Origin of the sequence: Aeromonas sp. QDB25 (genome assembly GCF_027707725.1) — a bacterium.
In the GTDB taxonomy this organism is placed as follows: Bacteria; Pseudomonadota; Gammaproteobacteria; order Enterobacterales; family Aeromonadaceae; genus Aeromonas; species Aeromonas caviae.
This window is the reverse complement of record NZ_JAPCIZ010000032.1, coordinates 1-24,417: the sequence shown is the minus strand read 5'-3', so window position 1 is coordinate 24,417 and position 24,417 is coordinate 1. Positions and strand designations below refer to the sequence as shown.

Below are 24,417 nucleotides of genomic sequence, written 5' to 3'. Positions count from 1 at the left end.
CTGCCCGGGATTAGCGTCTGATGAGCGCGGGCAAACGAGCTTGCCAACCCTGATGCCATCCCATCAGCTCCTCGCGGGGCATGGGACGGGCGGAGAAGAAGCCCTGGCATTGATCGCACCCCAGCTTCGCCAGCAATTGCCAGGTCGCCTCATCTTCGACCCCCTCGGCCACCGATTTCAAGCCCAACTTGCGAGCCAGCTCGATGCTGGACTCGATGATGGCTAGGCGAGAGGGATCTTCATAGCAGCGATCCACGAAGGATCTGTCCAGTTTCAACTCGGTAAAGGGGAGCAGGGCGAGCTGCTGCATGGAGGAGTAGCCGGTCCCGAAATCATCGATGGAGAGACCAAAACCGTGCATCCGCAAGCGGGTCAGCACCTCCAGCGACTTGCCGAGATCCTTGACGAAGGCGCTCTCGGTCACTTCGAGGGTGATGAGCTCGGGGTTGATGCTCCAGCGCTGGCAGTGGCTGAGCAGGGTGTTGCACAGATCCCCCTCGATGAGGGAGGTGGTGGAGAGGTTCATCGACAGGTTCAGGGAGAGCCCGGTCTTCTCCCACAGGTGGCCGTCCCGCAGCGCCTTGCCGATGATCACCTCGGTGAGCGGGTCGATGAGCCCGTTGTGCTCCGCCAGCGGGATGAAACGGGCCGGCGAGATGAGGCCATATTCGGGGTGCTGCCAGCGGGCAAGCGCCTCCATGCCGAGCCACTCCCCGTTGTGAAAACCCACCTTGGGTTGATACCAGGGCAGCAACTGGTCCTGATCCAGCGCCCGGCGCAGCTCATCCTGGGTCAGGTGATAACCATCCTCTTCCTGGCTGCGCACCTGCTGGGGCCGCCAGGCACCGATGAGCTGCGCGATCTGCTGGGGAGACGCGGGTTTCTCGATGCGCCCCAGCACCTGCAGGCCATAGGCCCGGCTCATGCGCAGCACGGCATCGACCACGTCATCCTCCAAGGCGCTGCACAGCACAATGCCGCCGCGAAACCCGCCAAGGGAGAGGCGGCGCAGCAGCGCCATGCCATCCATGCCTGGCATGCGCAGATCGCAGAACAGGATGTCGACCCTGTGGTGCTGGCACTGTGCCAGCGCCTCCTCCCCGTCCTGCGCCTCCAGCAGGTTGCCGTAGCCCAGTCCGCGGATCTGGTGCATCAGGGCCTTGCGCTGGAAGTTGTGATCCTCCACCACCATGATCGCCAACTCATGCTGTGCGCTATTCATCGAGCCATAACCCCGTTTCACCTCTGATAGAGTCCATCAATGCCTGTACCGCCCTGGCCAGGTCATCGAGCTTGTCCAGTTGTTTCAATCTGGCCGCCGCCTCCAGCCGGGCCGCCTCCTCTGCCAAAGCCTGCTGTCCTACCATGCGCGCGGCCCCCTTGATGCGATGTGCCGTCTCCACCAGCGCCTGGGTATCCTGGCTGGCCAGCGCCAGCCTCATGTCCTCGCCATCCTGCTCGTTGGCTTCCAGGTATTCGCTGGCCATGCTGCGTGCCACCGCCTCATCCCCGAACAGGGTCAACCAGCTTATGCCTGGCAGTTGAACCCTGGCTTGCCGGGGCGCCTCCGAGGCGAGCTGTTCTTCCTGAGTCGGCAACCAGCGTCCCAGGGTCTGGCTCAGGGCATCCAGGCTGTAGGGCTTGAACAGCATGTCGTTCATGCCGGCATCACGCATCTGCTGGCTCGCCTCCTCAGAGGTATCGGCCGTCACCCCGATAATGGGAGCACTGTCCCCGGCATCCCGCAAGGCTCGCGTGAGGGCATAGCCATCCATCACCGGCATGTGGCAGTCGGTCAGCAGCAGGGCGAAGTCCTGCCCCTGCCAGGCGCGCAGCGCCTCCTCGCCATCTTCCACCACCTCGGACTCGAGCTCCAGGATAGCGAGCTGCCTCGTCAGCAATGCCCGGTTGACGGGGTGATCATCCGCCACCAGCACCCGCCCCCTGAGCTTCTCCCCCTCCATCCCCATCGACTGGCTCGCCTGCTGGTTGAACAGTGACTGGCAGGTTTCCAGCAACAGATCGGGGTAGAGGGGCGATTGTCCCAGTCGCCACCAGGCGTTGCCCCCCATGCGCCCCCGCAGGGCCTCATGGGGAGAGAGTACTATGCCCTTGAGGTTCGAACGCTGCAAACAGGCCAGCCAGTCACTGCCAAGGGCCTGCTCCAGGTGATTCTCCTGCGCCAGCAGATGCCCCTCGAGGGGCTGCAGCCAATGGTGTGCCTCCATGCGTACCAGTCTGGCGCCCAGCCTGGCCATCACCGACTCCAGCCCCTCATCCTCCCCAAACCACCACCATACCTGACCGGTCAGGGGCGGCGCTTCCCACTGGCACTCGGCCAGGGGCAGCGTGAAGGTCACGCAGGTGCCCATTCCGGGGGTACTTTCCAGGGTCAGGCTCCCCCCCATTTTCTGGGTGAGTTGATGACAGATGGCAAGCCCAAGCCCGGTGCCGCCAAACCGGCGGTTGGTGTCGGACTCCACCTGCTTGAACGGGATGAAGAGGGTGCGCTGCTGCTCCAGGGCGATGCCGATCCCGGTATCCCGGACCCGGAAGGCCAGCCGGTCGTCTTCATAATCCACCTGGATGGCGATCGCCCCTGCCTCGGTGAACTTCACCGCGTTGTTCAACAGATTGGAGATCACCTGCCCCACCCTGATCCCGTCGATGCAGGCCAGATCCGGCACCGTCTTCCCCCACCGCAGCGTCACAATGAGTCCCTTGCCATAGGCCAGGGCCGCATGTCCCCGGATGACATCGCAAATCACCGAGGTCAGGCGGCAGTGATGGGGGTGCAGTTGCAACTGCCCGGCTTCCATCTTGGAGAAGTCCAGGATGTCGTTCACCAGATAGAGCAGATGGTTGGTGGAGGTCGAGATATTGCGCAACATGTAGCGCTGATCGTCGTCCAGCGGGCTCATTTGCAGCAGCTCCAGCATGCCGTGCATGCCGGAGATGGGAGTGCGAAGCTCATGACTCATGGTGGCGAGGAAGCGGCTGCGCGCCTGGGTCGCCTCCTCCGCCACCCGCCTAGCCTGACGCAGCTCCAGCTCCTGGCGCTTGAGCTTGGTGATGTCCTGCACCACGCCGTTCAATATGACCCCTTCAAGCCCCTCCTGGTGAACGAAATGACCACGGATCTGCAAATAGCCCGCCTCCCCCTGGCGCCGGATCTCCACCTCGAGATCCAGCTGCTGCATGCTCAGGGCATGACGATCCACCGTGGCCACGAAGTCCTGGTGCGCCTTGCCTGTCAGCCCCAGGATGGAGGCACCGGTGACCGCCATGCCGACCAGGTCCTCTTCGCCCCCCACCATCTCCCTGACCCCTTGCGAGGTGTAGAGGAAGTGCCCCTTGCCCGGCCCAAGCCAGTGATACTGATAGACCAGACCCGGCATGCTGTCGGTGATCTGGGTCAGCCGGGTCTGCGCCTCCTGGGCCGCAAACCGCGCCTGCTCCAGCTCGGTCACGTCGGTCAGCACTGTCAGGATCCCGAGCCGCTTGTCATCGGGCCCCGCAAAGAGCCGCTTGGTGTAGATCATCTGGTGCAGGCGATCGTCATCAAACCGGATCTCGCCCCGGCCATGAAGCTCCTCTCCGCTCTCCCAGACGCTGGCATCCTCCTCCATCACCCTGGCGCGGATCGACTCGGGCAATCGATCCTGGAGCAACCGCTCATAGGAGCCCGTCAGGTTCTCCCCGCCGAGAAACATCTGCCGATACGCCCGGTTCGTCATTGCCACTTCATAGCGCTCGTTGGTCAGCACCACCTGGTTGGGCAGGGCATCCAGCATCATCTGGACAAACACCAGCTGCTCCTCGAGCCGCCGCTCGGCCTCCCGCCGCTGGCTGATCTGGCGGCGCAACGTCCGGTTCCAGCCCATGAACAGCAAGAGGCAGAGCAGGAAGATGCCGCCGCCAAGGGAGGACCAGAGCAGCACCGTCTTCGGATCCAGTCCCGTCTGTATGGTCAGGGAGAGCCACTTTTTCTCCAGGGCGGAGAGCTCGTCGGGGGGAATGGCGATCAGCACCTTGGTGAGGATCTGCTGCAGCATGGGGTCCTGCAACTGGGTCGCCATGGCGATGGGTACCCGCAGGTCGCTGCCGGAGAAGACCACCTGGTAGCGGTCGCTGAATCCCTTTTGCAGCGACTGCTCCAGGGTGGTGGTGCTCATCAGCACATAGTCGACCTTCTGCTGGTCCAGCAGGGGCAGCAATTCGGCATCGCTGGCCACCGGCACGGCGATGGCCCCCACCTCGTTCAGCAAGACCTGCTCCACCGAGCCCCCTACCATGCCCACCCTGTGCCCTTTCAGTGCCCTGGCGGCGGTGAGCTCGGCCATCCCCTGCCTCGCCACGACCACCCGGTTGATCGACGCGTAGTTGGGGGTAAAGCGGGCAAACTGCTGACGCTCCGCGGTGGGAGTCATGGCCGGGATGAGATCCAGCTTGCGATCCTGGAAGAGCGCCATGCTCTGGGCCCAGCTCCGGGTCGGCACCAGGGTGAACTGAAGCCCGGCACGCTGGCTCATCAGTGTCAGCAGATCGGCAATGAGCCCCTTGAGCCGCCCCCTGTCGTCCACCTCGCTCATCCCGGGCCAATCCGGGGCAACCCCGTAGCGGATGACCGGATGTGCTTGCAACCACGCCTGCTCCTGCGGATTGAAGACGATCTCCCTGCTCCTTTTCACCAGGGCATAGTCGAGGATGTCCCCCGCCTCCAGAATGGCGCGACGCTCCAAGGGAGAGATGTCCTCGAGGGCCCGCTCCAGCAATCCCTGCAAGACATCATTCCTGGGCGCCACGGCCATGGCGAGGGAGGTATCCTTCATCCAGTCGATCCTGGCCAGCGCCATGCCCGCCATGGCTTGCAGCCGGTTCAGCATGGGCAGCTCGGCCAGATAGGCATCCGCCTTGCCCTCCTTGAGCATGAAGATCGCCTCGTCCCGGCTGTCGGCCGTGATCAGGTTCGAGATCCCCAGGCGCAGCAGCTCATCGCAGGCGCTGACACCGAAGACGCAGACCCAGCGCACCCCATAGGCCTCTTCCAGAGAGAGGCTCTCCCGCCCCCCCGTCAACAGCACGGCCCGGGGCAGTGCCATCAGCTCGGAGGTAAATTGCATCTGCAGGGTGCGGGTCGGACTCGGAGCCACCCCGATCAACATGTCGACCTTGCCATCCAGCAAGGCCTGCTGGACCGCTGCATTGTTGGCATAGGCACGGTAGCGAAGGCTCACTCCCAGCCTGGCTGCAATCTGGGAGGCGAACTCATCCAGGGGGCCGGTGAAATTGCCGCGCCCATCGGTATAGACATAGGGTGGCCAGGCCGCCGAAGGCATGCCGACAACCAATTCATCATGGGTGGCAAGCCAGTGCAGTTCGTCCAGGGTGAAGTTGCTCTGGTCCAGTTGCACCGGCGCAGCCGCAACCATCAGGCTCCAGAAAGCCAGACCACATAGCAGGATGAGACGACAGCAGCGGCGGAACATTATCAACTCCCATACGAAACGGAGGGGGATCATAGAGTGTTTGGCGCAATGTGCGACAACTAAATTGAGACAATGCTCATCAGGAAAGAAAAATGGCAGGCCCAGGCCTGCCATCCACCAGGTCGGGGGCCGGGCCCCCTCCCATCAGGTTATTCGGTTCCCGAGCCGGAAACCGGTTTGAAACTCCCGCTCACGGATGTGGGCGATCTGCACTTCCTTGCCTTCCAGCCCGATGTCTTTGAGCAGGGCAGGTGAAAGATGCAGGTAGCTGACGCGACGCTCCAGCCGGGTGATCCTTTTTTGAACCAGGGTCTCTACGTGGCGCAGCAGGGCGAGTTCGATAGACATAATATTCTCCAGTTGAACGTGCGGTTCCCCCGGAGAGAGGTGATCACCCTGCGGGACAACCGCGGGTGATGAAAAAAGCAGGTGTTACCTGTCACCTCCACGCGGCAAATAAAGAGCACGAGTCTTCGCGCTGCCAGAGCAGCGATCGAACGCAACGTTGAACATGGAATGTTGCATGGTCGTCTCCTTACCGTGTGAAAGTTGAACAAGTTGCCGCAGTGTAAAAAAACACCGAATTTTACGCAATATCTCTCCCACCCATATGGGTGGAATACGGCCAAAAAGAGGTTCAGTCAAATCCCTGACAACAGCCGGAACTCCTCCAGCGCATAGGTATCCGTCATGCCGCTCACATAATCGAGCAGCAGCCGCACCCGGTAGTACCACTCCTGCTCGCTCTCCTTTTCGAAACGGGGATCCCGGCTCGCCACCGCCAGTCGATACGCCTTGAGGTGGCGGGCAGAGAGGCGGTGGAACAGCCGTCGGGCAAAGAAGAGCTCGCTCCCGCCGTTGCCTGCGAGCAGCCGCTCGAACTGGCTGGCGGGCAGGGCCAGCAGGCAGGCGTAGGTGGAGAGCACTCCGCGCAGGGCGGCATAGCCTTCCAGCTCCAGCGCCTCCACCTCCGGGCGCATGAACACCAGCTCGCGAGCCACCCGCTTGAGGGTATCGAGTACCCGGGCTGCCGGAGCCTGGCCGTGCAGTAGCGCCTGGGGATAGGCCCCGCTCAGGATCTGATCGTGCTCGGCCACATAGGTATGGGCGGCCAGCGCCACTAGATCCCGGGTCAGATGCTGGCGAAAATGGGGGAAGAACCCCCGACCGGAGGCAAGCGCCTCATCGAGCAGGTCGGCCATGTAACCGCCCTCGTCCGCCTCGCGCAGGGCTGTCAGCAGCTCGCTCTGGGTGAGGATGCGCCTGTCCACCGCATCCTCGAGATCGGCGATGCAGTAAGAGATGTCGTCCGCCGCCTCCATGATGTAGACCAGCGGATGACGGCACCCCTCGGCCAGCCCCAGGCTCTGGCCGAGGGCACGATAGAGGGGTTGTTCGCTGAAGAAGATGCCGCGCTTGCTGGTCCAGCCGTGGTGCTGGCCATAGCCCTGGGGATGGTGCAGGCCCGGCAGGGGCTGCTGCGGGTATTTGCACAGCGCCGCCAGCTGCCCCAGGGTGAGGTTCAGCTCATGGAGGCTGTGCACCAGTCGCAGGCTCTGGGCATTGCCGTCAAACACCAGCAGATCCTGGCGAAGGGTTGCCCACTGGGGGCTCGGCAACTGGTCGTGGGCACGGGCGAAGAGGCCGTCCAGCTCCTGGGCAAGCCACTGACTCATCACCTGCTCGCCGAAATGGCCAAACGGCGGGTTGCCGACATCGTGCAACAGGCAGGACATCTCCACCAGATTGATGAAGGCCCCCTCGCACACCACTCCAGCCGGCAGCGCCGCCAGGATACGGCGACTGATCTGGCGACCGGTCTCCTGCACCTCCAGCGAATGGGTGAGACGGCTGCGCACCGAGGCTTTCACATCGAGCGGGAAGACCTGGGTCTTCTGCTGCAACCGACGCACCGGCGCCGCCTGCACGATGCGGGTGCGGTCCTGCTCCGTCGCCTCCAGCAGGTCTTCGTCTCCCCAGGGGTGAATGCGCTCGGGGGGGATCAAACGGTCATACATGTCGTGGCTCCTTGCCTGAGGCGTCGTGTCTACGAGAGCAGCCAGCGCCGCAGGCGGGCGATGTCACCCGGGTATTCCCGGCGCAGGGTTTCAATCCAGTCTTCCACGTTCTCCCACCAGGCGGGGTGATCCGGGCTCTGGATAAGCTGGGCCGTCTGCTGCAACCGGCGCAGGCCGATGGAGCCCGCCGCCCCCTTGATCTTGTGGGCCTCCTCCACCACACCGGCCTGATCCCTGGCAATCATGTTGGAGTCGAGCACCGCCATGTAGTCCGGCATCATCTTCTCGAACAGCTCGACGCTGGAGAGCAGCACCGGCTTGCCGACCGTGCTGGCGTAATCGGTGAGGAAGGGCAGATCCAGCAGGGCATCCTGATGGTGGACATCGTCCTGCTCGTCCGCCTCGTCCCCGGCGAGATCCGCAAACAGGTGGCCTATCACCTCCTGCACCGCCTTGGAGCCCAGCGGCTTGTTGATCACATCCTGCATGCCGTGATCCCGGTAGTACTGGCGATCGCCGGTGGCGTTGGCGGTGAGCGCCACCATGGGGGGCAGGCTGTCGCCGTAGCGCGCGAGCAGCTGCTCCGCCACATCGAACCCCGTCATGTCCGGCAGCTGGATGTCGAGCAGGATCAAGTCGAAATCATCCGGGTTGGCCATGGCCAGCGCCTCTGCACCATCCCGCGCCACCTTGACCTGATGGCCGAGCTTGTTCAGCAGGGCGCAGGCCACGGTGACGTTCAGCTCCACATCCTCCACCAGCAGGATGTCGAGGGAGGGCATCTCGGGCTCCGGGGCTGCGGCCCTGGGCTCGACGCAGTCCACCTCCAGCTCGGCGGTGAAGCAGGCGCCTTCGCCCGGGTCGCTGTCCACATAGAGTTGACCGCCCATGGCCTGCACCAGCTGGCGGGAGACCGCAAGACCGATGCCGGTGCCGGTGGCGTGCTTCTTGCCCTGCACCTGATAGTACATGGCGAAGATCTTCTCCTGCTGGGCACGGGGAATGCCCACCCCGGTGTCTTCCACCTCGAAGTGCAGCGCCAGCTTGCCCGGTTCATCAGCGGCGTGGGCGAGACAGCGTATGGTGACGCCCCCTTCATCGGTGAACTTGACCGCATTGCCCACCAGGTTCCACAGCACCTGACGCAGCCGGGTGCCGTCCGCCATCACGAACTGAGGCATATCGCCGTCCCGGTCGAAGTGCAGGTAGAGCCCCTTCTGCTCCGCCTGGATGCGCGACAGCGTCTCCAGCTCGTCGAGGAAGGCGGGCAGATCCAGCGGAGCCGGCGCAATCTCCAGCCGGCGACGGTCGAGCTTGTCCAGATCGATGATGTCGTTGAAGATGTTGCCGAGCGTCACCGCGCTCAGGTGGATGGTCTTGAGCTGCTGCTGCTGTCTGGCATCGAGGGGCGTATCCATCAGCATCCGGCTCAGGCCGACGATGCCATTGAGCGGGGTGCGCAGCTCGTGGCTGATGGTGGAGATGAAGGTGGTCTTGTCCCGACTCGCCTTCTCCAGCTTGTCCTGGTACTGCTTGCGCTCGGTGATGTCGCGACCAAAGCCGAGCAGGCCGAGCCGCTTGCCGAAACGATCGAAGAAGGGCACCTTGCGCAGCTCGAAGTAGGCCTTGCGACCGTCGGGGTACTCCAGCCACTGCTCATAGGTGAGCGGCTCGTTCTGGGCGAAGACCTGCTTGTCGGTCTCCACCACCTTGCTGGCGATGTCGTGCTTGTAGACATCGAACGGGGTCAGGCCGATGAGTTCCGCTTCCACCTTGCCGGTGAGCTCCTCCATGGCGCGGTTGCAACCGGAGAACTGCTCGTCCTCGTTGCGGTAATAGACCAGATCGGGGGAGCAGTCGATGAAGGAGCGCAAGAGGGCGGTACGCTCCCCCAGATGCAGCTGGGCCTTCTCCCGCTGGAACACTTCGTTTTCGAGATCCTCGATGGCTTGCTGGCGCAGGGTCTCGGCCCGGTTGGTCTCGGCAATCTGGGCGTTGAGCCGGCTGATGTTCTCCTGCAACTGGCTGTTGAGCTCGAGATCCCGCTCGCGCATGTCTTGCAACTTGCGCACCATCCGGGTCAGCCGCTGGCGGGAGTCCTCCAGCTGATCCACCACGATGGAGAGAAAATAGACGGCCCAGGGGGTCACCAGCAGACCGAAGAAGACAGAGCGCACCAGGTCGACGATGTCCACGGTGCCGCGCAAAAACAGGGTCACCCCCATCTGGATCGACACGGCCAGCACTATGATGGCGGTGGCCAGGAACATGCTGAAGCGCACCAGTCCCAGCTTGGTCATCAGGTCGACGTAATATTGCGCCCAGGATTTGATCTGCTTCATCTCGTTGTTTTCTCCCCTTTTCTTGCGCAAACAGGATACCAGTACGGCGCCATGAACTCTTGTCCGTCGCGTATTCAATTATTGATTAACGTCACACTCCGGCTGGGGTAGCATGCCTGCCATGCCTCAGTCAGCACCGGTTCCACCGGAATACCGGGGCGCACTGTCACCCTTCTCATTCGTTATGTCAGGAGCATACCCGATGCGAAATCATGTTCTGTTGAGCCTTGGCCTGCTGGTCGCCACCACCGCCCACGCCGATCTGGGGGAGATCCCCCGCCAGACCGGCTGGTCCGGTTTTCTGCTGGGCGGAGTCAATGCCGGCAGCCACAAGTCCAACTTCTATGCCGGTGACGACAGCAACAGCCGTATCGATGCTCTGGGCTCCCCCGGCCGCGAAAGCGGTCTGAGCCCGCTGCTCAATGCCGATATCCGCTACACCTTCGCCGATACCCGCACCCAGGTCTTCCTCGGCAACCTCATCCAGGACGCGGTGCGCTTCGACTTTACCCAGCAACTCGGTCTGCGCCAGGAGATGGGCGACAAGGGTATCGTCGCCACCTCCCTGGTGTTCAACCTCATGCCGGTGGAAGTGTGGAGCGATCCCTTCGCCACCGGCGTGGACCGCAGCGCCACCGATCTCACCTCGAAAGGGGTGCGCTTTGCCTGGGACAGGATCTGGGGCAGCAACGTCTACGCCACCCTGACCAGCCGGGAAGTGGAGCTCGACGAGGAGCGCAGCGGCCAGCAATATGACCTGACCCACGGCACCCACTACGCCTCCATGCTGAGCCGCAACGGCAAGGTCCACGACCTGGCTGTCTCCTACCAGTACCACTTCGGCGGCGACCAGCTGCTGGAGCCCGCCTTCCTCTACAAGGAGGCCCGCCTGGACGGGAGTGCGGAGAGCTTCAAGAACACCGGTCTGCAGCTGACCTATGCCAAGCGCGCCTCCCAGTGGTCCATCGTGAGCAACCTCTACGCCGGCAAGCGCAAGTACGACGAGGCGAATCCCCTGTTCGGCCAGCGCGCCGATGCCAGCGAGTTCGCCCTCAATGGCACCTTCTTCTGGCACAACCTGTTCGGCATCAAACCCCTTGCCGCCACCTTCACCGCGGCCTACTCCAGCGCCGACTCCGACATCGACTTCTACGATGCCGAGGCGCTTCGCTTCAGTACCGGGCTGCTTTACAACTTCTGACCCGCCCCAAGCAAGGAGGCCACCCCCGGGGTGGCCTCTTCATTTGCACACCCCTCGACCATCAGATGCCGAGGGAATCCAGCAGATCGTCGTGCTCGTTGCTCGCCGGCGCGGCCGCCGGTGCCGGTTTGGCTGACTGCTTGGCCTGGGCGATCAGCTCGTCGGGATCCACCTCCTCCTGCACGCCGCCATCATGGATCCGGATAAACTCCGTCTTGTCCATGGCCAGCTCCAGATAGAAGATGTTGTTGCTGGCGGTGAAGAAGGTCACCCGGCGGGTCTCGGGATTGTCGAGGTTGGTGTCGACGCTCAGCATCACCTGCTTGTTGAGCGCCAGCATCTTGGGCTGGTTCTGGGTGATGTGGGTCTGCAGCTCGCGCCCCACCTTGGTGGTGAAGCTGCCGACGATCTGGTTCATCAGCTCGCCCATGACGTTGCTCACCTCGTCCGAGGTGTGGGAGATGGCAAGATCCTCCTTGGAGAGCCCCATGCTCAGCATGTAGCTCTGGTAGAGCTCCATGGCCGCGGCGGCGGAGAAGTTGATCACCACCAGCCCGGAGAAGCCGCCGTCAAACAGCACGAAACAGCCGATGTCAGGCTTGAGGCAGGTCTTGCTGATCCGCTGCACCATGCCGGAGAAGCGCACCTGGGTCTGGGTCGCCGCACTCAATACGCTCGTCACCGAATTGCACAGGCTCAGCAGTACGTCCTCTGTGGTCAATACGGCATCATCCTCGGATCTTGTCACTATCATGGAACCTTCCTGCTGATCGAAATAATGGGGCTGTCACTCGTGTCGCCCATGTCACCATGCACCGGCGCGATACGCTAACAGATTGCGTGATCCCGGTGCCCAAAGCGCGAGCCACCTCTCACTTGACTGGATTATCAGTCAGAAATGGCTGAAATCCATCCAGGGTAGCCAGACGGGTTTGCCAACTGGCAGCCGCCCCTTGCAAGGCCTGATCCTCATAGGGAATGGCGGGACAGGCACCCCAGATGGGACCGGGCCAGGCCGCATCCGAGCTGAAGCGGGCCACGTGGTGCAGGTGCAGCTGAGGTACCAGATTGCCGAGGGCCGCCACGTTGATCTTGTCCGGGCCGAGTGCCCGCTCCATCAGGGTGGCGACGGCGCAGGACTCCTGCATCAACTGCTGTTGCTGCTCGGGGGCCAGATGATGGATCTCCCGAAGGTTGGCGACCCGGGGCACCAGAATCAGCCAGGGATACTGGCTGTCTTTGGCCAACAGGACGCGGCACAGGGGCAGATCCCCGAGTATCCGGGTATCCGCCTGAAGGCGGGGGTGCAATTCAAACATGGGGGCCTCGCTGATCAACATGGGCACATCGGGAATCAAAGATGTGCCCACGTTACTGCAACGGGGAGCAAACTTAAAGGCGCGGCACGGCCCAACCGATGAAGCGCTTGCGAAGCGCGGGGTCCGCCTGCAGGAAAAGCTGTTGCAACTGCCCTTCCAGGGCGCTGGCCGGCACGGAGGAGGCCCGGGGCGTCGCCACGGCGGCCGCAGCCACATCCGCCGCACCGGCGAGCACGGCAGGCCCCTCGCCACGGTTGTACTCCATCAGCCTGGCATGCCAGTCCATGCCGATCTGCATCCCCTGCACCATCAGCGTATCCTGGCGCACCTCGAGGGGCTGCCCCCCCGCCACCAGGCCCAGGACAGGGGCCCTGGCGTAGCGTTCCATCCCTGCCTCGTCCGCAGGCACGGGAGCCTGCAGGCGCACCGACTGCCCGCGGGCCTCATAGCGAAGCACCTGGGGCTCGGAGCGAACCTGGCGATCGTTGTCGCTGCTGTTGCGACTCGGGATCACCCCCTCGTAGCGCACCAGCAGTTGCTGCTCTCCGTCGGCCAGCACGGCGTGCTGCTCGTCCTGCACCTTGCCGGCGCTCACCGCCAGGATCTGGAAATCCCGGGGCACCTCGACCCTGACCTCGGCCTGCACACCGCCGCAGCACAGCAGCGCAACCCCTGCCCAACCCTGATGACGCTTCATTCCCTGACTCTCCTTTCGCGATGAAGGGCGCAGGGTAGCAGCCCCAGATGACAGAAAAATAACGGGATGCAGGCTCACCCCAGCAGATAATGGGGCCGCTCGGCAAACCACTGGGCCAGCACCTGCTTGAACAGCCGGATCTTGCGCGGCACCCGGCGCTGCTGGGCGTGCAGCACATGGATCGGGTGCAGGCCGGTCTGCCACTCCGTCAGCACGGCCACCAGCTCCCCTCGGGCCAGGCTGGCCTCCACCAGCATCAGTGGACACTTGGCAAAGCCCATGCCCGCCCGGGCCAGTTGCAGCAGGGTGCTGTAGTGGTTGGCCCGCACTCGCCCCTGCACCAGGATGTGCGCCTCCTCCTCCCCCAGGCGAAAGTGCCACTGCTCCCAGTCCGGGTTGTGGCCCTGCAGCAGGCAGGAGCGCCCCCCCAGCTCATAGGGAGTGGCGGGGATCCCCTCTCGCGCCAGCAGGGCGGGGCTTGCCACCACCACATCCTTGAGCCTGCCGAGCGGCAGGGCCACCAGGTTGTCGGGGATCAGCTCCATGGCCCGCAGAGCGATGTCATTCTCCCCCTGGCTCATGTCGATCATGGCATTGGTGAAGTTGAGCTCGACCTGGACGCCGGGGCAGAGCTCGGCAAAACGGGCGAGCAGCTCGCTCACCATGCGGTCCCCCGTGCTGACCGGGCAGGTGAAGCGCAGGCGGCCGCTGTCCTCCTCGGTCAGGGCGCGGATCCCCTCCTCCGCCTCCCGGGCCAGGGCGAAGATCTCGCCGGCCTGCTGGTGAAGCACCCGCCCCGCCTCGGTCAGGCTGAGTCTGCGGGTCGTGCGCTGGAGCAGCTGGGCATTGAGGGCGGACTCCAGGGCGCTGACATGGCGACTCAGCATCCCCTTGCTCACCCCCAGGGCATCGGCAGCGGCGGAGAAACTGCCCCGCTGCACCACTTCATAGAAACTGGCCAGGTGAGTGATATCCATCATTAGCACCAATATGGAAATAATGGGTTCATCATAAGCGCTTTTTCTCCCCTTTTATCCCGCTATCATCAACTCATCTCAACCAGGAGCGATAGATATGAAGATTGTGATTGTGGGTGCCTCCGGCACCATTGGCGCCGCCGTCAGCGAACTGCTTGCCCAGGATCACCAGGTGATCCGGGTCGGTCACAGCCAGGGGGATGCCAGAGTGGACATGCGCGACCCCGCCTCCATCCGGGCGCTCTTCGAGCAGATCGGATCCTTCGATGCCCTGGTGGTCGCCAGCGGCAGCGTCGCCTTCAATGCCCTGACCGAGATGACGGACGAGCAGTGGCAGGTGGGGCTTCAGAGCAAGCTGATGGGCCAGATCAACCTGACCCGGGCCGCCATTGCCCACCTGAGCGACCGTGGCTCCATCACCCTCATCAGCGGCATTCTGAGCGAGGAGCCCATCCACTGGGGGGTGAGCGCCACCACCATCAACGGTGCCATCGAGCACTTCGTGAAAGGGGCCGCCTGCGAGCTGCCAAGGGGCATTCGCATCAACGTGGTGAGCCCCACCGTGCTGGAAGAGTCCATGAGCAAGTATGCCGACTTCTTCCCGGGCTTCGTGCCGGTACCCGCCGCCCGGGTGGCCCAGGCCTACAAGAAATCGGTACTGGGGGTACAGACCGGCCAGATCTTCCGGGTCAATGGCTGAGCGCTCCGGACAACCCAATGAAAACGGGCCCCGTCATGGGGCCCGTTTTGTCATCTGCGTTGCAAGCGCCTCCCCTGTCACCGGCAAACGTTTGTTCGCCTGCGGCATAAAAGCGGTCGGCCTCAGTCGATCAGGCCGTACTGCTCCCGCAGTACCTCGATGATCTCCTGCTTCGGATTGGCACTGCGTACCAGCGGCTGACCGATGATCTTCTCGGCGATCCCCACATAGGTACGGGAGATATCCATCATCACCTCGGTGGGCAGCTTGTTGTCCCGGGCCAGGGCGAAGCGCTCGGGCATGCGGTTCTTGTTGAGCAGGATGTCCGGATCCGGGAAGTGGTTCAGCAGCCACTGGCGGAAGCCCTCTTTGGACTTCTCGATGATCTCGCCGCCGCGAAGGGCTGCGCCGTCCCAGATGCGGGAGCTGTCGGGGGTGCCCACTTCATCCATGTAGATGAGCTTCTCGCGACCGGCGGCATCGGTCACGTAACCGAACTCGAACTTGGTGTCGACGAAGACCTGATCCAGGGCAGCCAGCGCCTCGCTGATGACGTTGAAGCCCTCTTTGAGCAGCGCCTCGTAGCGGTCGATGTCCGCCGGGGAGCGGAAGCCGAAGGCCTGATGGTGGCGCTCGATGTCGCCGCGGGAGACGTTGACGTCGTCCGCTTCCGGCACGCCATCCAGCCCTTTGAGGATCCCCTTGGTGGACGGGGTGATGAGGATCTCGGGCAGCTTCTGATCCTTCTTGAGCCCTTCCGGCAGGGTGATGCCGCAGAATTCCCGCTCACCATCCTTGTAGGCACGCCACATGGAGCCGGTGATGTACTGGCGGGCAATGGCCTCGATCATCACGGGACGGGCTTTTTGCACGATCCAGACGAAGGGGTGCGGGATGTCCAGGATGTGGCTGTCCGCCAGCCCCTGCTCCTTGAACAGCTTGAACCAGTGGCTGGAGATGGCATTGAGCGCCGCGCCCTTGCCCGGCACGCCGTTCAGACCGTCCACCCCTTGCCAGATGCAGTCGAAAGCCGAGATGCGATCACTGATCACCATGAGGGCCAGGGGCGTATCGGCCGGCACATCATAGCCTTTCTCCCGAATGAGCCGGGCACTGTCTGCCGGGGTCAACCAGTAGACGCTGCGCACTTTGCCGGAATGGACAGGTTTATCGGTACGGATCGGCAAATCGTCGTTCACCGCCAATACTTGATCTGCAAGACTCATGGCTAATAACACTTCCTGTTGTGGGACTAGTTAGGCAGGGGCACCAGACCCCTGTCTGTGGGGGATTCACATCATCAGGTACTCAGGCCCGGGGCAACCGGCTCGGCACGCTGGCCCTGCGGCAACCCGGACATAACAAAACAGGGGCGCGAGGCCCCTGTTTCCATGCTTACTTCGCCCCCTGATCGGCCAAGCCCTTGGCAAAGGCCTCGGACAGGCTGATGTACATCTGGGAGATGACACCGGATGCGACAGGCTTCTTGTCCTTGTCGAACAGGGTGATGGAGGTCTTGCCGCCCGTCATCTCGCCGAGCTGGAAGCGATACTTGTCTTCCTCGAGCTTGAAGGGCTCCGCTCCCTTGGCCTTCCAGAACTCGCTGTCCGGCTCGTCGTACTCCACGTCGATCCAGCCCAGGGACTGCTGGGTATCCTTGATGGTGAAACCATAGGCAGGCAGCACCTGATTGAGGCGGCGCCACACCTGGTCAAACGACCCTTCGGCAATCCAGGCGCTCAGCTCGTTGTTGTCCAGACCCAGCTCCAGCCCCATGCCATCGCTGGACTTGTGCTGTTCACGGGCCTTGAGCTGCTTGTCGTAATAGAGGGAGAACTGGTTCAGGGCGCGGGTAGCATAACGCTGGGCGTCCGCCGGCGTCAGCACAGTGCTGGTCTCGCCGTCGATGGTCTCTTCGTGATCCAGCACCCGTACCGACATCTTGATGGCGTGGCGCTGCACATCGTTGCGCAGGGTGAACTGGTAACGCTGACGGATCTTGAAGTCATCGTCATCTTCCGCCCAGCCATCGAGCACCGCGGAGTTGTCAAACCAGCCGGTCTGCAAGACGCCGTCCTGCTGGTCCAGCTTCTCGGTGGTGACCTTGTGTTCGGCCAGGAAGTTCATCAGGAAGGCCCAGGTATCGCGCTCCACGCTCTGGGAGGTGCTGAGGGCATAGAAGGCGACGGTTGGCTCGCTGGCATTGGCCACCACCTGGCTTCCGGGCACCACGGTGAGCAACTGGGCGGGCGGACGCACGTCCACCTTGGCCCCGAGGGCGCCCTCACGGCTGCTCTCGGGCAGGGCCGGAATGTCGAAATTGCTGTTAAAGGCGGGGGTACTCAACCCGGCGGGCACAAGGAAGGCGCGGCCTTCGAGGCGGCTCTCTTCATACTCGAAGCCACGGTTGGCCATTTTGCGTTCCTGGGGTGAGCTGCAGGCAGCCAGCACGGCCACCGTCGCGACACTCAGTACCAGGCGCACTGCATTTCCCTTTCCATTTGCTTTAAACACTCGCCATCAACTCCGCAGTCGTCAGTGCTCGCGCCATCGCCGCTTCCCCCTCGGGGGTGAGATCGGTCAGGGGCAGACGCAAGGTCGCCGTCGCCATCAATCCCAGCCGGGCACAGGCCCATTTCACCGGAATGGGACTCGGTTCACAGAACAGAGTCTGATGCAACGGCATCAATCGATTGTTGATGTCATGAGCCTGCCCGGCATCACCGGCCAGGGCAGCACGACACATGTCGGCCATCTGGGGCGCCGCAATATTGGTGGTGACCGAAATGACACCATCGCCCCCTTGCAGCATAAAATCACATCCGCTGGCGTCATCGCCACTATAAAGCGCAAAATCCGGCCCGCACAGTTCGCGCAGCAGCGGGGTACGGCCAAGATCGCCAGTCGCTTCTTTCAAACCTATGATGCCGGGCACCTTGGCCAGACGGGCCACCGTCTCGGGTTTGAGGTCACAGCAGGTGCGACCGGGCACATTATAGAGAATTTGAGGCAGACCACTAGCCTCGGCGATCGCACAATAGTGACGATAGAGGCCTTCCTGGGTGGGTTTGTTGTAATAGGGGGTCACCGAGAGACCCGCCACCACGCCCATGGTGGCGAAACGCCGGGAGAGGGCGATGGCGTGAGCAGTATTGTTGGAGCCGCAGCCCGCGATGACGGGAATGCGTCCAGCGGCGTATTCCACCGTCTTCTCAACCACGGCGATATGTTCCTGCTCGCTCAGGGTGACCGACTCTCCCGTGGTTCCCACGGCGACGATGGCGCTGGTCCCGGCATCCACATGATATTCCACCAGCGCTGCCAGACTGACCCAATCGATGTCGCCCGAGGGCAGCATGGGGGTAACGAGCGCAACAATACTACCGCGTAACATGGATAATTCTCCCGATTTTCAGGGGCGTAATGGTAAAGCTGCCCCTTTTGAAAAACAAGGGAGGCACGGGACAAGCCGTGTTACCATCCGGCACAAAACGTATGAATGCACGAGCGCACAAGAGGCCTCCCGGCAGGGTACCGGCACCCGCGGTCAACGCATTCTCAATAATGGACGAGAGACGATTTATGACTCACTACCTGGTCGTAACGGCCATCGGCACGGACAGGCCTGGCATCGTCAATGAGGTGACCCGTCACGTCAGTGGCTGCGGTTGCAACATTGTCGACAGCCGTCTTGGCATCTTCGGCAACGAATTCACCTTCATCATGCTGCTGTCCGGTGACTGGAACAGCCTGATGCAACTGGAAATCAGCCTCCCACTGCGCAGCCAGGAGTGGGATCTCATCACCATGATGAAACGCACCGAGCGCCACCACTCCCTGCAATATGACATCAGCGCCAGCGCAGAGGTGCTGATCCGGGATCAGCCGGGCATCGTAAGTCAGTGCACCCAGTTCTTCAGCGATCACGGCTGGGACATCCAGGCCATGCAGACCATCACCCTGGAACAGCAGCCCTTCAACCTGCTCAAGGCGAACTTTCAGTTGAATCTCTCCAAGCAGGGAGAAGAGCCCGGTTCGAAGACGGCCTTCGCCGATTTCTGTCGTGGACTGGGCGCCGAGTCGTTCGAATTCATCGTCAATCACAAGTACGCCTGACGGCGTTTATCCGAGGAGACCCCATGTCACCACTAGAAGCTGGTACCCAGGCCCCCGATTTCTCCCTCTCCGATCAGGACGGCAATCAGGTTCGCCTCGCCGATCTGCGCGGCAAGAAGGTGCTGATCTATTTCTACCCCAAGGCGATGACCCCGGGTTGCACCACCCAGGCCTGCGGTCTGCGCGACGTCAATAGCGAGCTGGCTGCCCTCAATGTGGTGGTGCTCGGCATCAGCCCGGACAGCGCCAAGCGCCTGAAAAAGTTCGAGGAGCGCGACAACCTCAACTTCCGCCTGCTGGCCGATGAGGATCACGCGGTGGCCGATGCCTTTGGCGTCTGGGGCCCGAAGAAGTTCATGGGCAAGGAGTATGACGGCATTCATCGCCTGAGCTTCCTCATCGATGAAGAGGGCAAGGTTGCCCATCGCTTCGACAAGTTCAAGACCAGCGATCACCATCAGGTGGTGCTCGACCTCGTCAAGGGCTAAGCCACCAGCGGCATTGTTGCAGGGCTCGCCATGGCGGGCCCTGCTCGTTTCACCACGGCATCAGCCCCCACTCTCTGGCGGCTCACCAGGGCGCCTCTTCCCCCCTTTTCTCGCCAACCTCCCCTCTCAGATCAAAAAATTCATCCTGGATATGGGTTAACGTGACCCCAGATTCATTTTCCAGCGAGACAGCCCATGAACATGAGCCACACCGAACGCCTGATCCTGAGCAACCAGTACGAGATCCTGGCCAAACTCAATCCGGAAAAGGCGGCGTTTTACCAGCGTGCCAGCACCATCGTCGAGCGCGGCTACTGCCTGCAAATCCTCGAGCTGGAGAAGAGCTTCGGCCATCTGGATCTCGCCACCTGCCAGGAGGTGCTGGACACCCTGGAGCTGCACCATGCACTGGCCATCTCCTGGGGCAACCTGGATGCCAGCGCCCGGGCCGATGTCAACGAGAGCCGCCTTGCCTTCAACGGCTACAGCCGCAGCCAGGAGCGGGAACTGGCGGATTACGTCTGCTTCCTGCTGGAAGTGGACAAGCGCTTCCCCGAACTGCCCTGCCCCTGCGATGAGCTCTCCAGCGACATCGCCATGCGGGACAAGTACCAGCGCATGCTGGCGGTCTGGCGTCAGTGCCCCCGTCAGTACAAGCTCTCCATCCAGGAGATCAGCAAGGTGCTGGCCGCCTGAATGTGAAAAAGGCGCCTGAGGGCGCCTTTGTCGTCAGTCTGACTCCGGAAAGTCATTCGTAGAGGAAGGATTTGTCCAGCTGCTTGAAGGCGGCGTTGAGGGTATCGGCCAGCTCTTCGTAGCGGGGACGGGCCACCAGCTGACGTTGACCGCCCTGTTCGTTCATTTTGCCGTTTATCTCCCGATACCAGGTGGCGAGGGAGGGGGGCAGCCGGGTATCGGCGCGCTGGCCGAGCCAATAGTACCCTTGCAGCGGCAGGCTGAGCAGGAAGAGCACGGACGCCATCACGGAGGGCCAGTAATGAAGCTCGCCAAACTGGAACTGCACCATGACGCTGAGCACCGCCAGTGCCGGGATCACCTTGAGGGCGAATTCGGTGGCCCTGATCACCCGATTCTCCGGGAACATGGAATTAAGCTCGGGACGGCGCGGCCAAAGAGTCATATAATGACGGCCTTGCTGTAATTTAGTTCCAAAAATGTTCATGCTCATGCTACCTCCGAGCTCTTTTCGAACGTATTAACGGCAAAACCTCGACAATATTTGAGAGGCAATAACAAAGGTTGAGGATGACTTTGTTATTTTTCAACAATCAGGTTATCCTTTGTACGCCCATTTTTACGCTGGGGCACGGCCACTGACCAGTCAGGGACGTCTGAATTTCGGGTCTTGTATCACTATACAAGGGGCAAGCAACAGATTGCCAACCCTCATAAGGATAAGTTGATAGTTTTTGGACGCACCGCGTCCGGCGCATCCTCCAACCCAACCCAATCTGCGATAGGATTTATTCATGAGTAAGCTGGTTCTTGTTCTTAACTGTGGCAGCTCGTCCCTGAAGTTTGCTGTCATTGACGCAACCACCGGTGATGACCTGCTGTCCGGCCTGGCCGAATGCTTCAACCTCGACGACGCCCGCATCAAGTGGAAGCTGAACGGCGAGAAAGGCAACGCTGATCTGGGTGCCGGTGCCGCTCACCAGGAAGCGCTGGACTTCATCGTTCACAAGATCCTGCCGCTCAACCCGGAACTGTCCAAGAACCTGATCGCCATCGGCCACCGCGTGGTACACGGCGGCGAGCGTTTCACCTCCTCCGTTCGCATCTGTGATGACGTCATTGCCGGCATCGAAGCCGCCATTCCTTACGCACCGCTGCACAACCCGGCTCACCTGATCGGTATCCGTGCCGCCCTGAAGGTCTTCCCGGAACTGGCCGAGAAGAACGTCGCCGTGTTCGACACCGCCTTCCACCAGACCATGCCGGAAGAAGCCTTCCTGTACGCCCTGCCGTACAAGCTCTACAAAGAGAACGGCATCCGTCGCTACGGCGCCCACGGCACCAGCCACTACTACATCAGCCTGGAAGCGGCCAAGCAGCTGAACAAGCCGGTGGAAGAGCTCAACATCATCAACTGCCACCTGGGCAACGGCGGTTCCGTCTGCGCCATCAAGAACGGCCAGTCCGTCGACACCTCCATGGGCCTGACCCCGCTGGAAGGCCTGGTGATGGGTACCCGTTCCGGTGACATCGATCCGGCCATCATCTTCTTCCTGCACGACAAGCTGGGCATGAGCGTCGCCGAGATCAACACCATGCTGACCAAGGAATCCGGCCTGCAGGGTCTGACTGAAGTCACCTCCGACTGCCGTTTCGTTGAAGACAACTACGACAGCAAGGAAGAAGCCAAGCGCGCCATGGACGTGTACTGCTACCGTCTGGCCAAGTACATCGGTGCCTACGCCGCCGCCATGGACGGTCGTCTGGATGCCGTGGTCTTCACCGGCGGCATCGGCGAGAACTCCGCCCCGATCCGTGAGATCACCCTGAACAAGCTGGGCCTGCTGGGCTTTGACGTCGACCACGACGCCAACCTGAAGGCTCGCTTCGGCAAGGGCGGCGAGATCACCAAGGCTGGTTCCACCAAGGCCCTGGTTATCCCGACCAACGAAGAGTGGGTCATCGCCCACGACGCGCTGGAACTGGTCGGCGCATAAATTAGCTGTAGAGCAAGGCCGCCCCAGGGCGGCCTTTTCCTGATCCCAAAAAATGAACAAGGGGTAATAAGTGGCACGCACTATTATGCTCATCCCGGTCGGCACTGGTGTCGGCGTAACCTCCGTGAGTCTTGGCGTCGTTCGCGCCATGGAGCGTCACGGTGTCAATGTCAGCTTCTTCAAACCGGTCGCCCAGCCGCGTCCGGGTGAAACCGGTACCGAGCGCTCCACCGCCGTGATCCGCGCCGCTGCCAACATCAACCCGCCCGAGCCGTTCGCCCTCTCCTACGCCGAGAACATGATCACCTCCAGCAACACCGACATCCTGCTGGAAGAGATCGTGGCCCGCTTCGAAGAGCACGTGAAGACCAGCGGTGCCGAAGTGGTGGTGATCGAGGGCCTGGTTCCGACCGACAAGCAACCCTTTGCCAACAAGCTGAACTACGACGTCGCCAAGGCGCTGGACGCCGACATGGTGTTCGTGACCCATCCAGGCAACGACTCCAGCCAGAAGCTCAAAGAGCGCATCGAGCTGGCCTGCTCCAACTTCGGTGGCGTCAACAACCCGCGCATCGTGGGCTGCGTCATCAACAAGGTGGGTGCCCCGGTTGACGAGCACGGCGTGACCCGTCCCGACCTGACCGAGATGTTCGAAGCGCACCACCACGGCGCCGATACCGGCCACAACCTGGAAGTGCTGCAGGTCTTCGGCAAGAGTCCGCTGCGCATCCTCGGCTGCATTCCCTGGAACACCCAGCTGATCGCACCGCGCGCCAAGGATCTCGCCAAGCACTTGGCCGCCAAGATCATCAACAAGGGTGAGCTGGAAAGCCGCCGCCTGCAGACCGTGACCTTCTGCGCCCGCTCCATCCACAACATGATCGAGCACTTCCGTCCAGGCAGCCTGCTGGTGACTTCCGGCGACCGCTCCGACGTCATCGTCTCCGCCTGCCTCTCCGCCATGAACGGCGTCAAGCTGGGTGCCTTGCTGCTGACCGGCAACTACCACCCGGAACCCCAGGTGATGGCCCTGTGCCAACAGGCTATGGCCACCGGTCTGCCGATCATGATCACCGGCACCAACACCTGGCAGACCGCCGTCAGCCTGCAGAACTTCAACGTCGACATCCCGGAAGATGACCGCGAGCGGATCGAGCTGGTACAGGACTACGTTGCTGGTCACATCGACAAGCACTGGATCGAGTCTCTCTCCGCCAAGTCCACCCGCTCCCGTCGCCTGAGCCCGCCGGCCTTCCGCTATCAGCTGACCGAGCTGGCCCGTCAGGCCAACAAGCGCGTCGTGCTGCCGGAAGGGGAAGAGCCGCGCACCATCAAGGCGGCCGCCATCTGTGCCGAGCGCGGTATCGCCCGTCCGGTGCTGCTGGGCAACCCGGACGAGATCCGCCGTGTTGCCGAACAGCAGGGCGTGATCCTGACCGACCGCGTCGAGATCATCGATCCCGTTGCCGTACGCGAGCGTTACGTGGCCCGTCTGGTCGAGCTGCGCAAGAACAAGGGCATGACCGAAGTGGTTGCCCGCGAGCAGCTGGAAGACAACGTGGTACTGGGTACCATGATGCTGGAGCGCAATGAAGTTGACGGTCTGGTATCCGGCGCCGTGCACACCACTGCCAACACCATCCGTCCGCCGATGCAGATCATCAAGACCGCCCCGGGCTCTTCCCTGATCTCCTCCATCTTCTTCATGCTGCTGCCGGACCAGGTACTGGTCTACGGTGACTGCGCCATCAACCCGGATCCCACCGCCGAGCAATTGGCCGAGATCGCCATCCAGTCCGCCGACTCCGCTGCCGCCTTCGGCATCGAGCCGCGCGTGGCCATGATCTCCTACTCCACCGGCACCTCCGGCGCCGGCGCGGACGTGGAGAAAGTGCGTGAAGCGACCGAGCTGGCCAAGGCCAAGCGTCCCGACCTCATCATCGACGGCCCGCTGCAGTACGATGCGGCCATCATGGAGAACGTCGCCAAGTCCAAGGCACCGAACTCCCCGGTTGCCGGCAAGGCCACCGTGTTCGTGTTCCCGGATCTGAACACCGGCAACACCACCTACAAGGCGGTACAGCGCTCCGCCGAGCTGGTCTCCATCGGCCCCATGCTGCAAGGCATGCGCAAGCCGGTCAACGACCTCTCCCGTGGCGCCCTGGTGGACGACATCGTCTACACCATCGCCTTGACCGGCATCCAGGCAGCCCAGGCCGAGTAATCGACCCGCAGTCCGATGCACTGAAAAACCCGCCGAGAGGCGGGTTTTTTTAGGTTCATCGCGGCTTTCCGGGGAAGGCCGCCTTGATTTTCAGAAAAAAGTATTCTGAGTCCCTAAATCCATATGCCATGCGCTTTATCACTTTGATCTTGT

21 protein-coding genes are annotated in these 24,417 nt (G+C 62.3%); 7 read left to right on the top strand and 14 right to left on the bottom strand.

Annotated features, from left to right (window positions below):
- Positions 1 to 10: 10 nt before the first annotated feature.
- The 5 genes from PG883_RS12690 to arcB form a co-directional block, all read right to left on the bottom strand.
- The gene (locus tag PG883_RS12690; RefSeq protein WP_270804423.1) at positions 11 to 1,222 is read right to left on the bottom strand and encodes an EAL domain-containing response regulator; all 1,212 of its coding nucleotides are present in this window, start codon (positions 1,220 to 1,222) and stop codon (positions 11 to 13) included.
- A complete protein-coding gene (locus PG883_RS12685; RefSeq protein ID WP_270807258.1) occupies positions 1,215 to 5,489 on the bottom strand; it encodes a transporter substrate-binding domain-containing protein in 4,275 nt (1,424 codons plus the stop codon). The genes PG883_RS12690 and PG883_RS12685 overlap by 8 nt, the downstream gene beginning before the upstream one ends.
- A 144-nt stretch (positions 5,490 to 5,633) precedes the next feature.
- Complete coding sequence (locus PG883_RS12680) at positions 5,634 to 5,837, bottom strand: hypothetical protein (protein ID WP_041211124.1); 204 nt, start codon at positions 5,835 to 5,837, stop codon at positions 5,634 to 5,636.
- A gap of 293 nt (positions 5,838 to 6,130) precedes the next feature.
- Positions 6,131 to 7,507 (bottom strand): dGTPase, encoded by a 1,377-nt coding sequence (dgt, locus tag PG883_RS12675; protein ID WP_041211123.1) that lies wholly within the window; start codon positions 7,505 to 7,507, stop codon positions 6,131 to 6,133.
- Positions 7,508 to 7,536: 29 nt separating this feature from the next.
- The gene (gene arcB / locus PG883_RS12670; protein WP_270807257.1) at positions 7,537 to 9,849 is read right to left on the bottom strand and encodes an aerobic respiration two-component sensor histidine kinase ArcB; all 2,313 of its coding nucleotides are present in this window, start codon (positions 9,847 to 9,849) and stop codon (positions 7,537 to 7,539) included.
- Between the two features lie 202 nt (positions 9,850 to 10,051).
- Here arcB and PG883_RS12665 point away from each other — a divergent pair, with 202 nt between their 5' ends.
- Positions 10,052 to 11,050 carry a DUF2860 family protein gene (locus PG883_RS12665; RefSeq protein WP_270807256.1) on the top strand — a complete coding sequence of 333 codons (999 nt, stop codon included), beginning with the start codon at positions 10,052 to 10,054 and terminating at the stop codon, positions 11,048 to 11,050.
- A 61-nt stretch (positions 11,051 to 11,111) separates the two neighbouring features.
- On the opposite strand, the gene PG883_RS12660 is transcribed toward PG883_RS12665, so the two are convergent.
- The 4 genes from PG883_RS12660 to PG883_RS12645 all read right to left on the bottom strand — a co-directional run bounded on the left by PG883_RS12660 (position 11,112) and on the right by PG883_RS12645 (position 14,043).
- Positions 11,112 to 11,804, bottom strand: coding sequence for a DUF3334 family protein (locus PG883_RS12660; RefSeq protein WP_029313837.1), 693 nt, complete (start codon positions 11,802 to 11,804; stop codon positions 11,112 to 11,114).
- A 118-nt stretch (positions 11,805 to 11,922) separates the two neighbouring features.
- Positions 11,923 to 12,369 carry an HIT domain-containing protein gene (locus PG883_RS12655; RefSeq protein WP_182956970.1) on the bottom strand — a complete coding sequence of 149 codons (447 nt, stop codon included), beginning with the start codon at positions 12,367 to 12,369 and terminating at the stop codon, positions 11,923 to 11,925.
- Positions 12,370 to 12,442: 73 nt separating this feature from the next.
- A complete protein-coding gene (locus tag PG883_RS12650; RefSeq protein ID WP_119197349.1) occupies positions 12,443 to 13,066 on the bottom strand; it encodes a DUF2057 domain-containing protein in 624 nt (207 codons plus the stop codon).
- A gap of 74 nt (positions 13,067 to 13,140) precedes the next feature.
- Positions 13,141 to 14,043, bottom strand: coding sequence for a LysR family transcriptional regulator (locus tag PG883_RS12645; RefSeq protein WP_102983766.1), 903 nt, complete (start codon positions 14,041 to 14,043; stop codon positions 13,141 to 13,143).
- A gap of 97 nt (positions 14,044 to 14,140) precedes the next feature.
- Between PG883_RS12645 and PG883_RS12640 the strand changes: the two genes are divergently transcribed.
- The gene (locus PG883_RS12640; RefSeq protein ID WP_042016682.1) at positions 14,141 to 14,743 is read left to right on the top strand and encodes a short chain dehydrogenase; all 603 of its coding nucleotides are present in this window, start codon (positions 14,141 to 14,143) and stop codon (positions 14,741 to 14,743) included.
- A 122-nt stretch (positions 14,744 to 14,865) separates the two neighbouring features.
- Here the strand turns inward: PG883_RS12640 and PG883_RS12635 are convergent, their stop codons facing one another.
- The 3 genes from PG883_RS12635 to dapA all read right to left on the bottom strand — a co-directional run bounded on the left by PG883_RS12635 (position 14,866) and on the right by dapA (position 18,137).
- Positions 14,866 to 15,969, bottom strand: coding sequence for a phosphoribosylaminoimidazolesuccinocarboxamide synthase (locus tag PG883_RS12635; protein WP_039040947.1), 1,104 nt, complete (start codon positions 15,967 to 15,969; stop codon positions 14,866 to 14,868).
- Positions 15,970 to 16,138: 169 nt separating this feature from the next.
- The gene (gene bamC / locus PG883_RS12630; protein WP_029313833.1) at positions 16,139 to 17,257 is read right to left on the bottom strand and encodes an outer membrane protein assembly factor BamC; all 1,119 of its coding nucleotides are present in this window, start codon (positions 17,255 to 17,257) and stop codon (positions 16,139 to 16,141) included.
- The gene (gene dapA, locus PG883_RS12625; protein WP_029313831.1) at positions 17,250 to 18,137 is read right to left on the bottom strand and encodes a 4-hydroxy-tetrahydrodipicolinate synthase; all 888 of its coding nucleotides are present in this window, start codon (positions 18,135 to 18,137) and stop codon (positions 17,250 to 17,252) included. The genes bamC and dapA overlap by 8 nt, the downstream gene beginning before the upstream one ends.
- A gap of 188 nt (positions 18,138 to 18,325) precedes the next feature.
- On the opposite strand from dapA, the gene PG883_RS12620 reads away from it, so the two are divergent.
- The 3 genes from PG883_RS12620 to PG883_RS12610 all read left to right on the top strand — a co-directional run bounded on the left by PG883_RS12620 (position 18,326) and on the right by PG883_RS12610 (position 20,043).
- Entirely contained in the window at positions 18,326 to 18,859 is a 534-nt protein-coding gene (locus PG883_RS12620; protein WP_010673166.1) for a glycine cleavage system protein R, read from the top strand.
- A 23-nt stretch (positions 18,860 to 18,882) separates the two neighbouring features.
- Complete coding sequence (bcp, locus tag PG883_RS12615) at positions 18,883 to 19,347, top strand: thioredoxin-dependent thiol peroxidase (protein WP_010673165.1); 465 nt, start codon at positions 18,883 to 18,885, stop codon at positions 19,345 to 19,347.
- A gap of 195 nt (positions 19,348 to 19,542) precedes the next feature.
- On the top strand, positions 19,543 to 20,043 hold the full coding sequence (locus PG883_RS12610; protein ID WP_039040945.1) for a YfbU family protein: 501 nt from the start codon (positions 19,543 to 19,545) through the stop codon (positions 20,041 to 20,043).
- A gap of 52 nt (positions 20,044 to 20,095) precedes the next feature.
- On the opposite strand, the gene yfbV is transcribed toward PG883_RS12610, so the two are convergent.
- Positions 20,096 to 20,536: a terminus macrodomain insulation protein YfbV gene (gene yfbV, locus PG883_RS12605; protein WP_039040944.1), complete on the bottom strand. Its 441-nt coding sequence runs from the start codon at positions 20,534 to 20,536 to the stop codon at positions 20,096 to 20,098.
- 301 nt (positions 20,537 to 20,837) lie between these two features.
- Here yfbV and PG883_RS12600 point away from each other — a divergent pair, with 301 nt between their 5' ends.
- Together PG883_RS12600 and pta are read left to right on the top strand one after the other, a co-directional pair.
- The gene (locus tag PG883_RS12600) at positions 20,838 to 22,040 is read left to right on the top strand and encodes an acetate kinase (protein ID WP_010673162.1); all 1,203 of its coding nucleotides are present in this window, start codon (positions 20,838 to 20,840) and stop codon (positions 22,038 to 22,040) included.
- A 70-nt stretch (positions 22,041 to 22,110) separates the two neighbouring features.
- Entirely contained in the window at positions 22,111 to 24,264 is a 2,154-nt protein-coding gene (gene pta, locus PG883_RS12595; protein WP_041211116.1) for a phosphate acetyltransferase, read from the top strand.
- A 55-nt stretch (positions 24,265 to 24,319) separates the two neighbouring features.
- Here the strand turns inward: pta and PG883_RS12590 are convergent.
- A partial coding sequence (locus PG883_RS12590; RefSeq protein ID WP_160171047.1) for a transposase occupies positions 24,320 to 24,417 on the bottom strand: 98 nt, incomplete at its 5' end.

Bases quoted from the DNA above. Each gene is read 5' to 3' on its own strand.
- arcB (WP_270807257.1), bottom strand. From the start codon at position 9,849: ATGAAGCAGATCAAATCCTGGGCGCAATATTACGTCGACCTGATGACC.
- PG883_RS12690 (WP_270804423.1), bottom strand. From the start codon at position 1,222: ATGAATAGCGCACAGCATGAGTTGGCGATCATGGTGGTGGAGGATCAC.
- PG883_RS12655 (WP_182956970.1), bottom strand. From the start codon at position 12,369: ATGTTTGAATTGCACCCCCGCCTTCAGGCGGATACCCGGATACTCGGG.
- PG883_RS12635 (WP_039040947.1), bottom strand. From the start codon at position 15,969: ATGAGTCTTGCAGATCAAGTATTGGCGGTGAACGACGATTTGCCGATC.
- PG883_RS12685 (WP_270807258.1), bottom strand. From the start codon at position 5,489: ATGTTCCGCCGCTGCTGTCGTCTCATCCTGCTATGTGGTCTGGCTTTC.
- PG883_RS12640 (WP_042016682.1), top strand. From the start codon at position 14,141: ATGAAGATTGTGATTGTGGGTGCCTCCGGCACCATTGGCGCCGCCGTC.
- PG883_RS12600 (WP_010673162.1), top strand. From the start codon at position 20,838: ATGAGTAAGCTGGTTCTTGTTCTTAACTGTGGCAGCTCGTCCCTGAAG.
- PG883_RS12650 (WP_119197349.1), bottom strand. From the start codon at position 13,066: ATGAAGCGTCATCAGGGTTGGGCAGGGGTTGCGCTGCTGTGCTGCGGC.
- PG883_RS12680 (WP_041211124.1), bottom strand. From the start codon at position 5,837: ATGTCTATCGAACTCGCCCTGCTGCGCCACGTAGAGACCCTGGTTCAA.
- bcp (WP_010673165.1), top strand. From the start codon at position 18,883: ATGTCACCACTAGAAGCTGGTACCCAGGCCCCCGATTTCTCCCTCTCC.
- PG883_RS12660 (WP_029313837.1), bottom strand. From the start codon at position 11,804: ATGATAGTGACAAGATCCGAGGATGATGCCGTATTGACCACAGAGGAC.
- PG883_RS12620 (WP_010673166.1), top strand. From the start codon at position 18,326: ATGACTCACTACCTGGTCGTAACGGCCATCGGCACGGACAGGCCTGGC.
- yfbV (WP_039040944.1), bottom strand. From the start codon at position 20,536: ATGAGCATGAACATTTTTGGAACTAAATTACAGCAAGGCCGTCATTAT.
- PG883_RS12610 (WP_039040945.1), top strand. From the start codon at position 19,543: ATGAACATGAGCCACACCGAACGCCTGATCCTGAGCAACCAGTACGAG.
- PG883_RS12665 (WP_270807256.1), top strand. From the start codon at position 10,052: ATGCGAAATCATGTTCTGTTGAGCCTTGGCCTGCTGGTCGCCACCACC.
- dapA (WP_029313831.1), bottom strand. From the start codon at position 18,137: ATGTTACGCGGTAGTATTGTTGCGCTCGTTACCCCCATGCTGCCCTCG.
- PG883_RS12645 (WP_102983766.1), bottom strand. From the start codon at position 14,043: ATGGATATCACTCACCTGGCCAGTTTCTATGAAGTGGTGCAGCGGGGC.
- dgt (WP_041211123.1), bottom strand. From the start codon at position 7,507: ATGTATGACCGTTTGATCCCCCCCGAGCGCATTCACCCCTGGGGAGAC.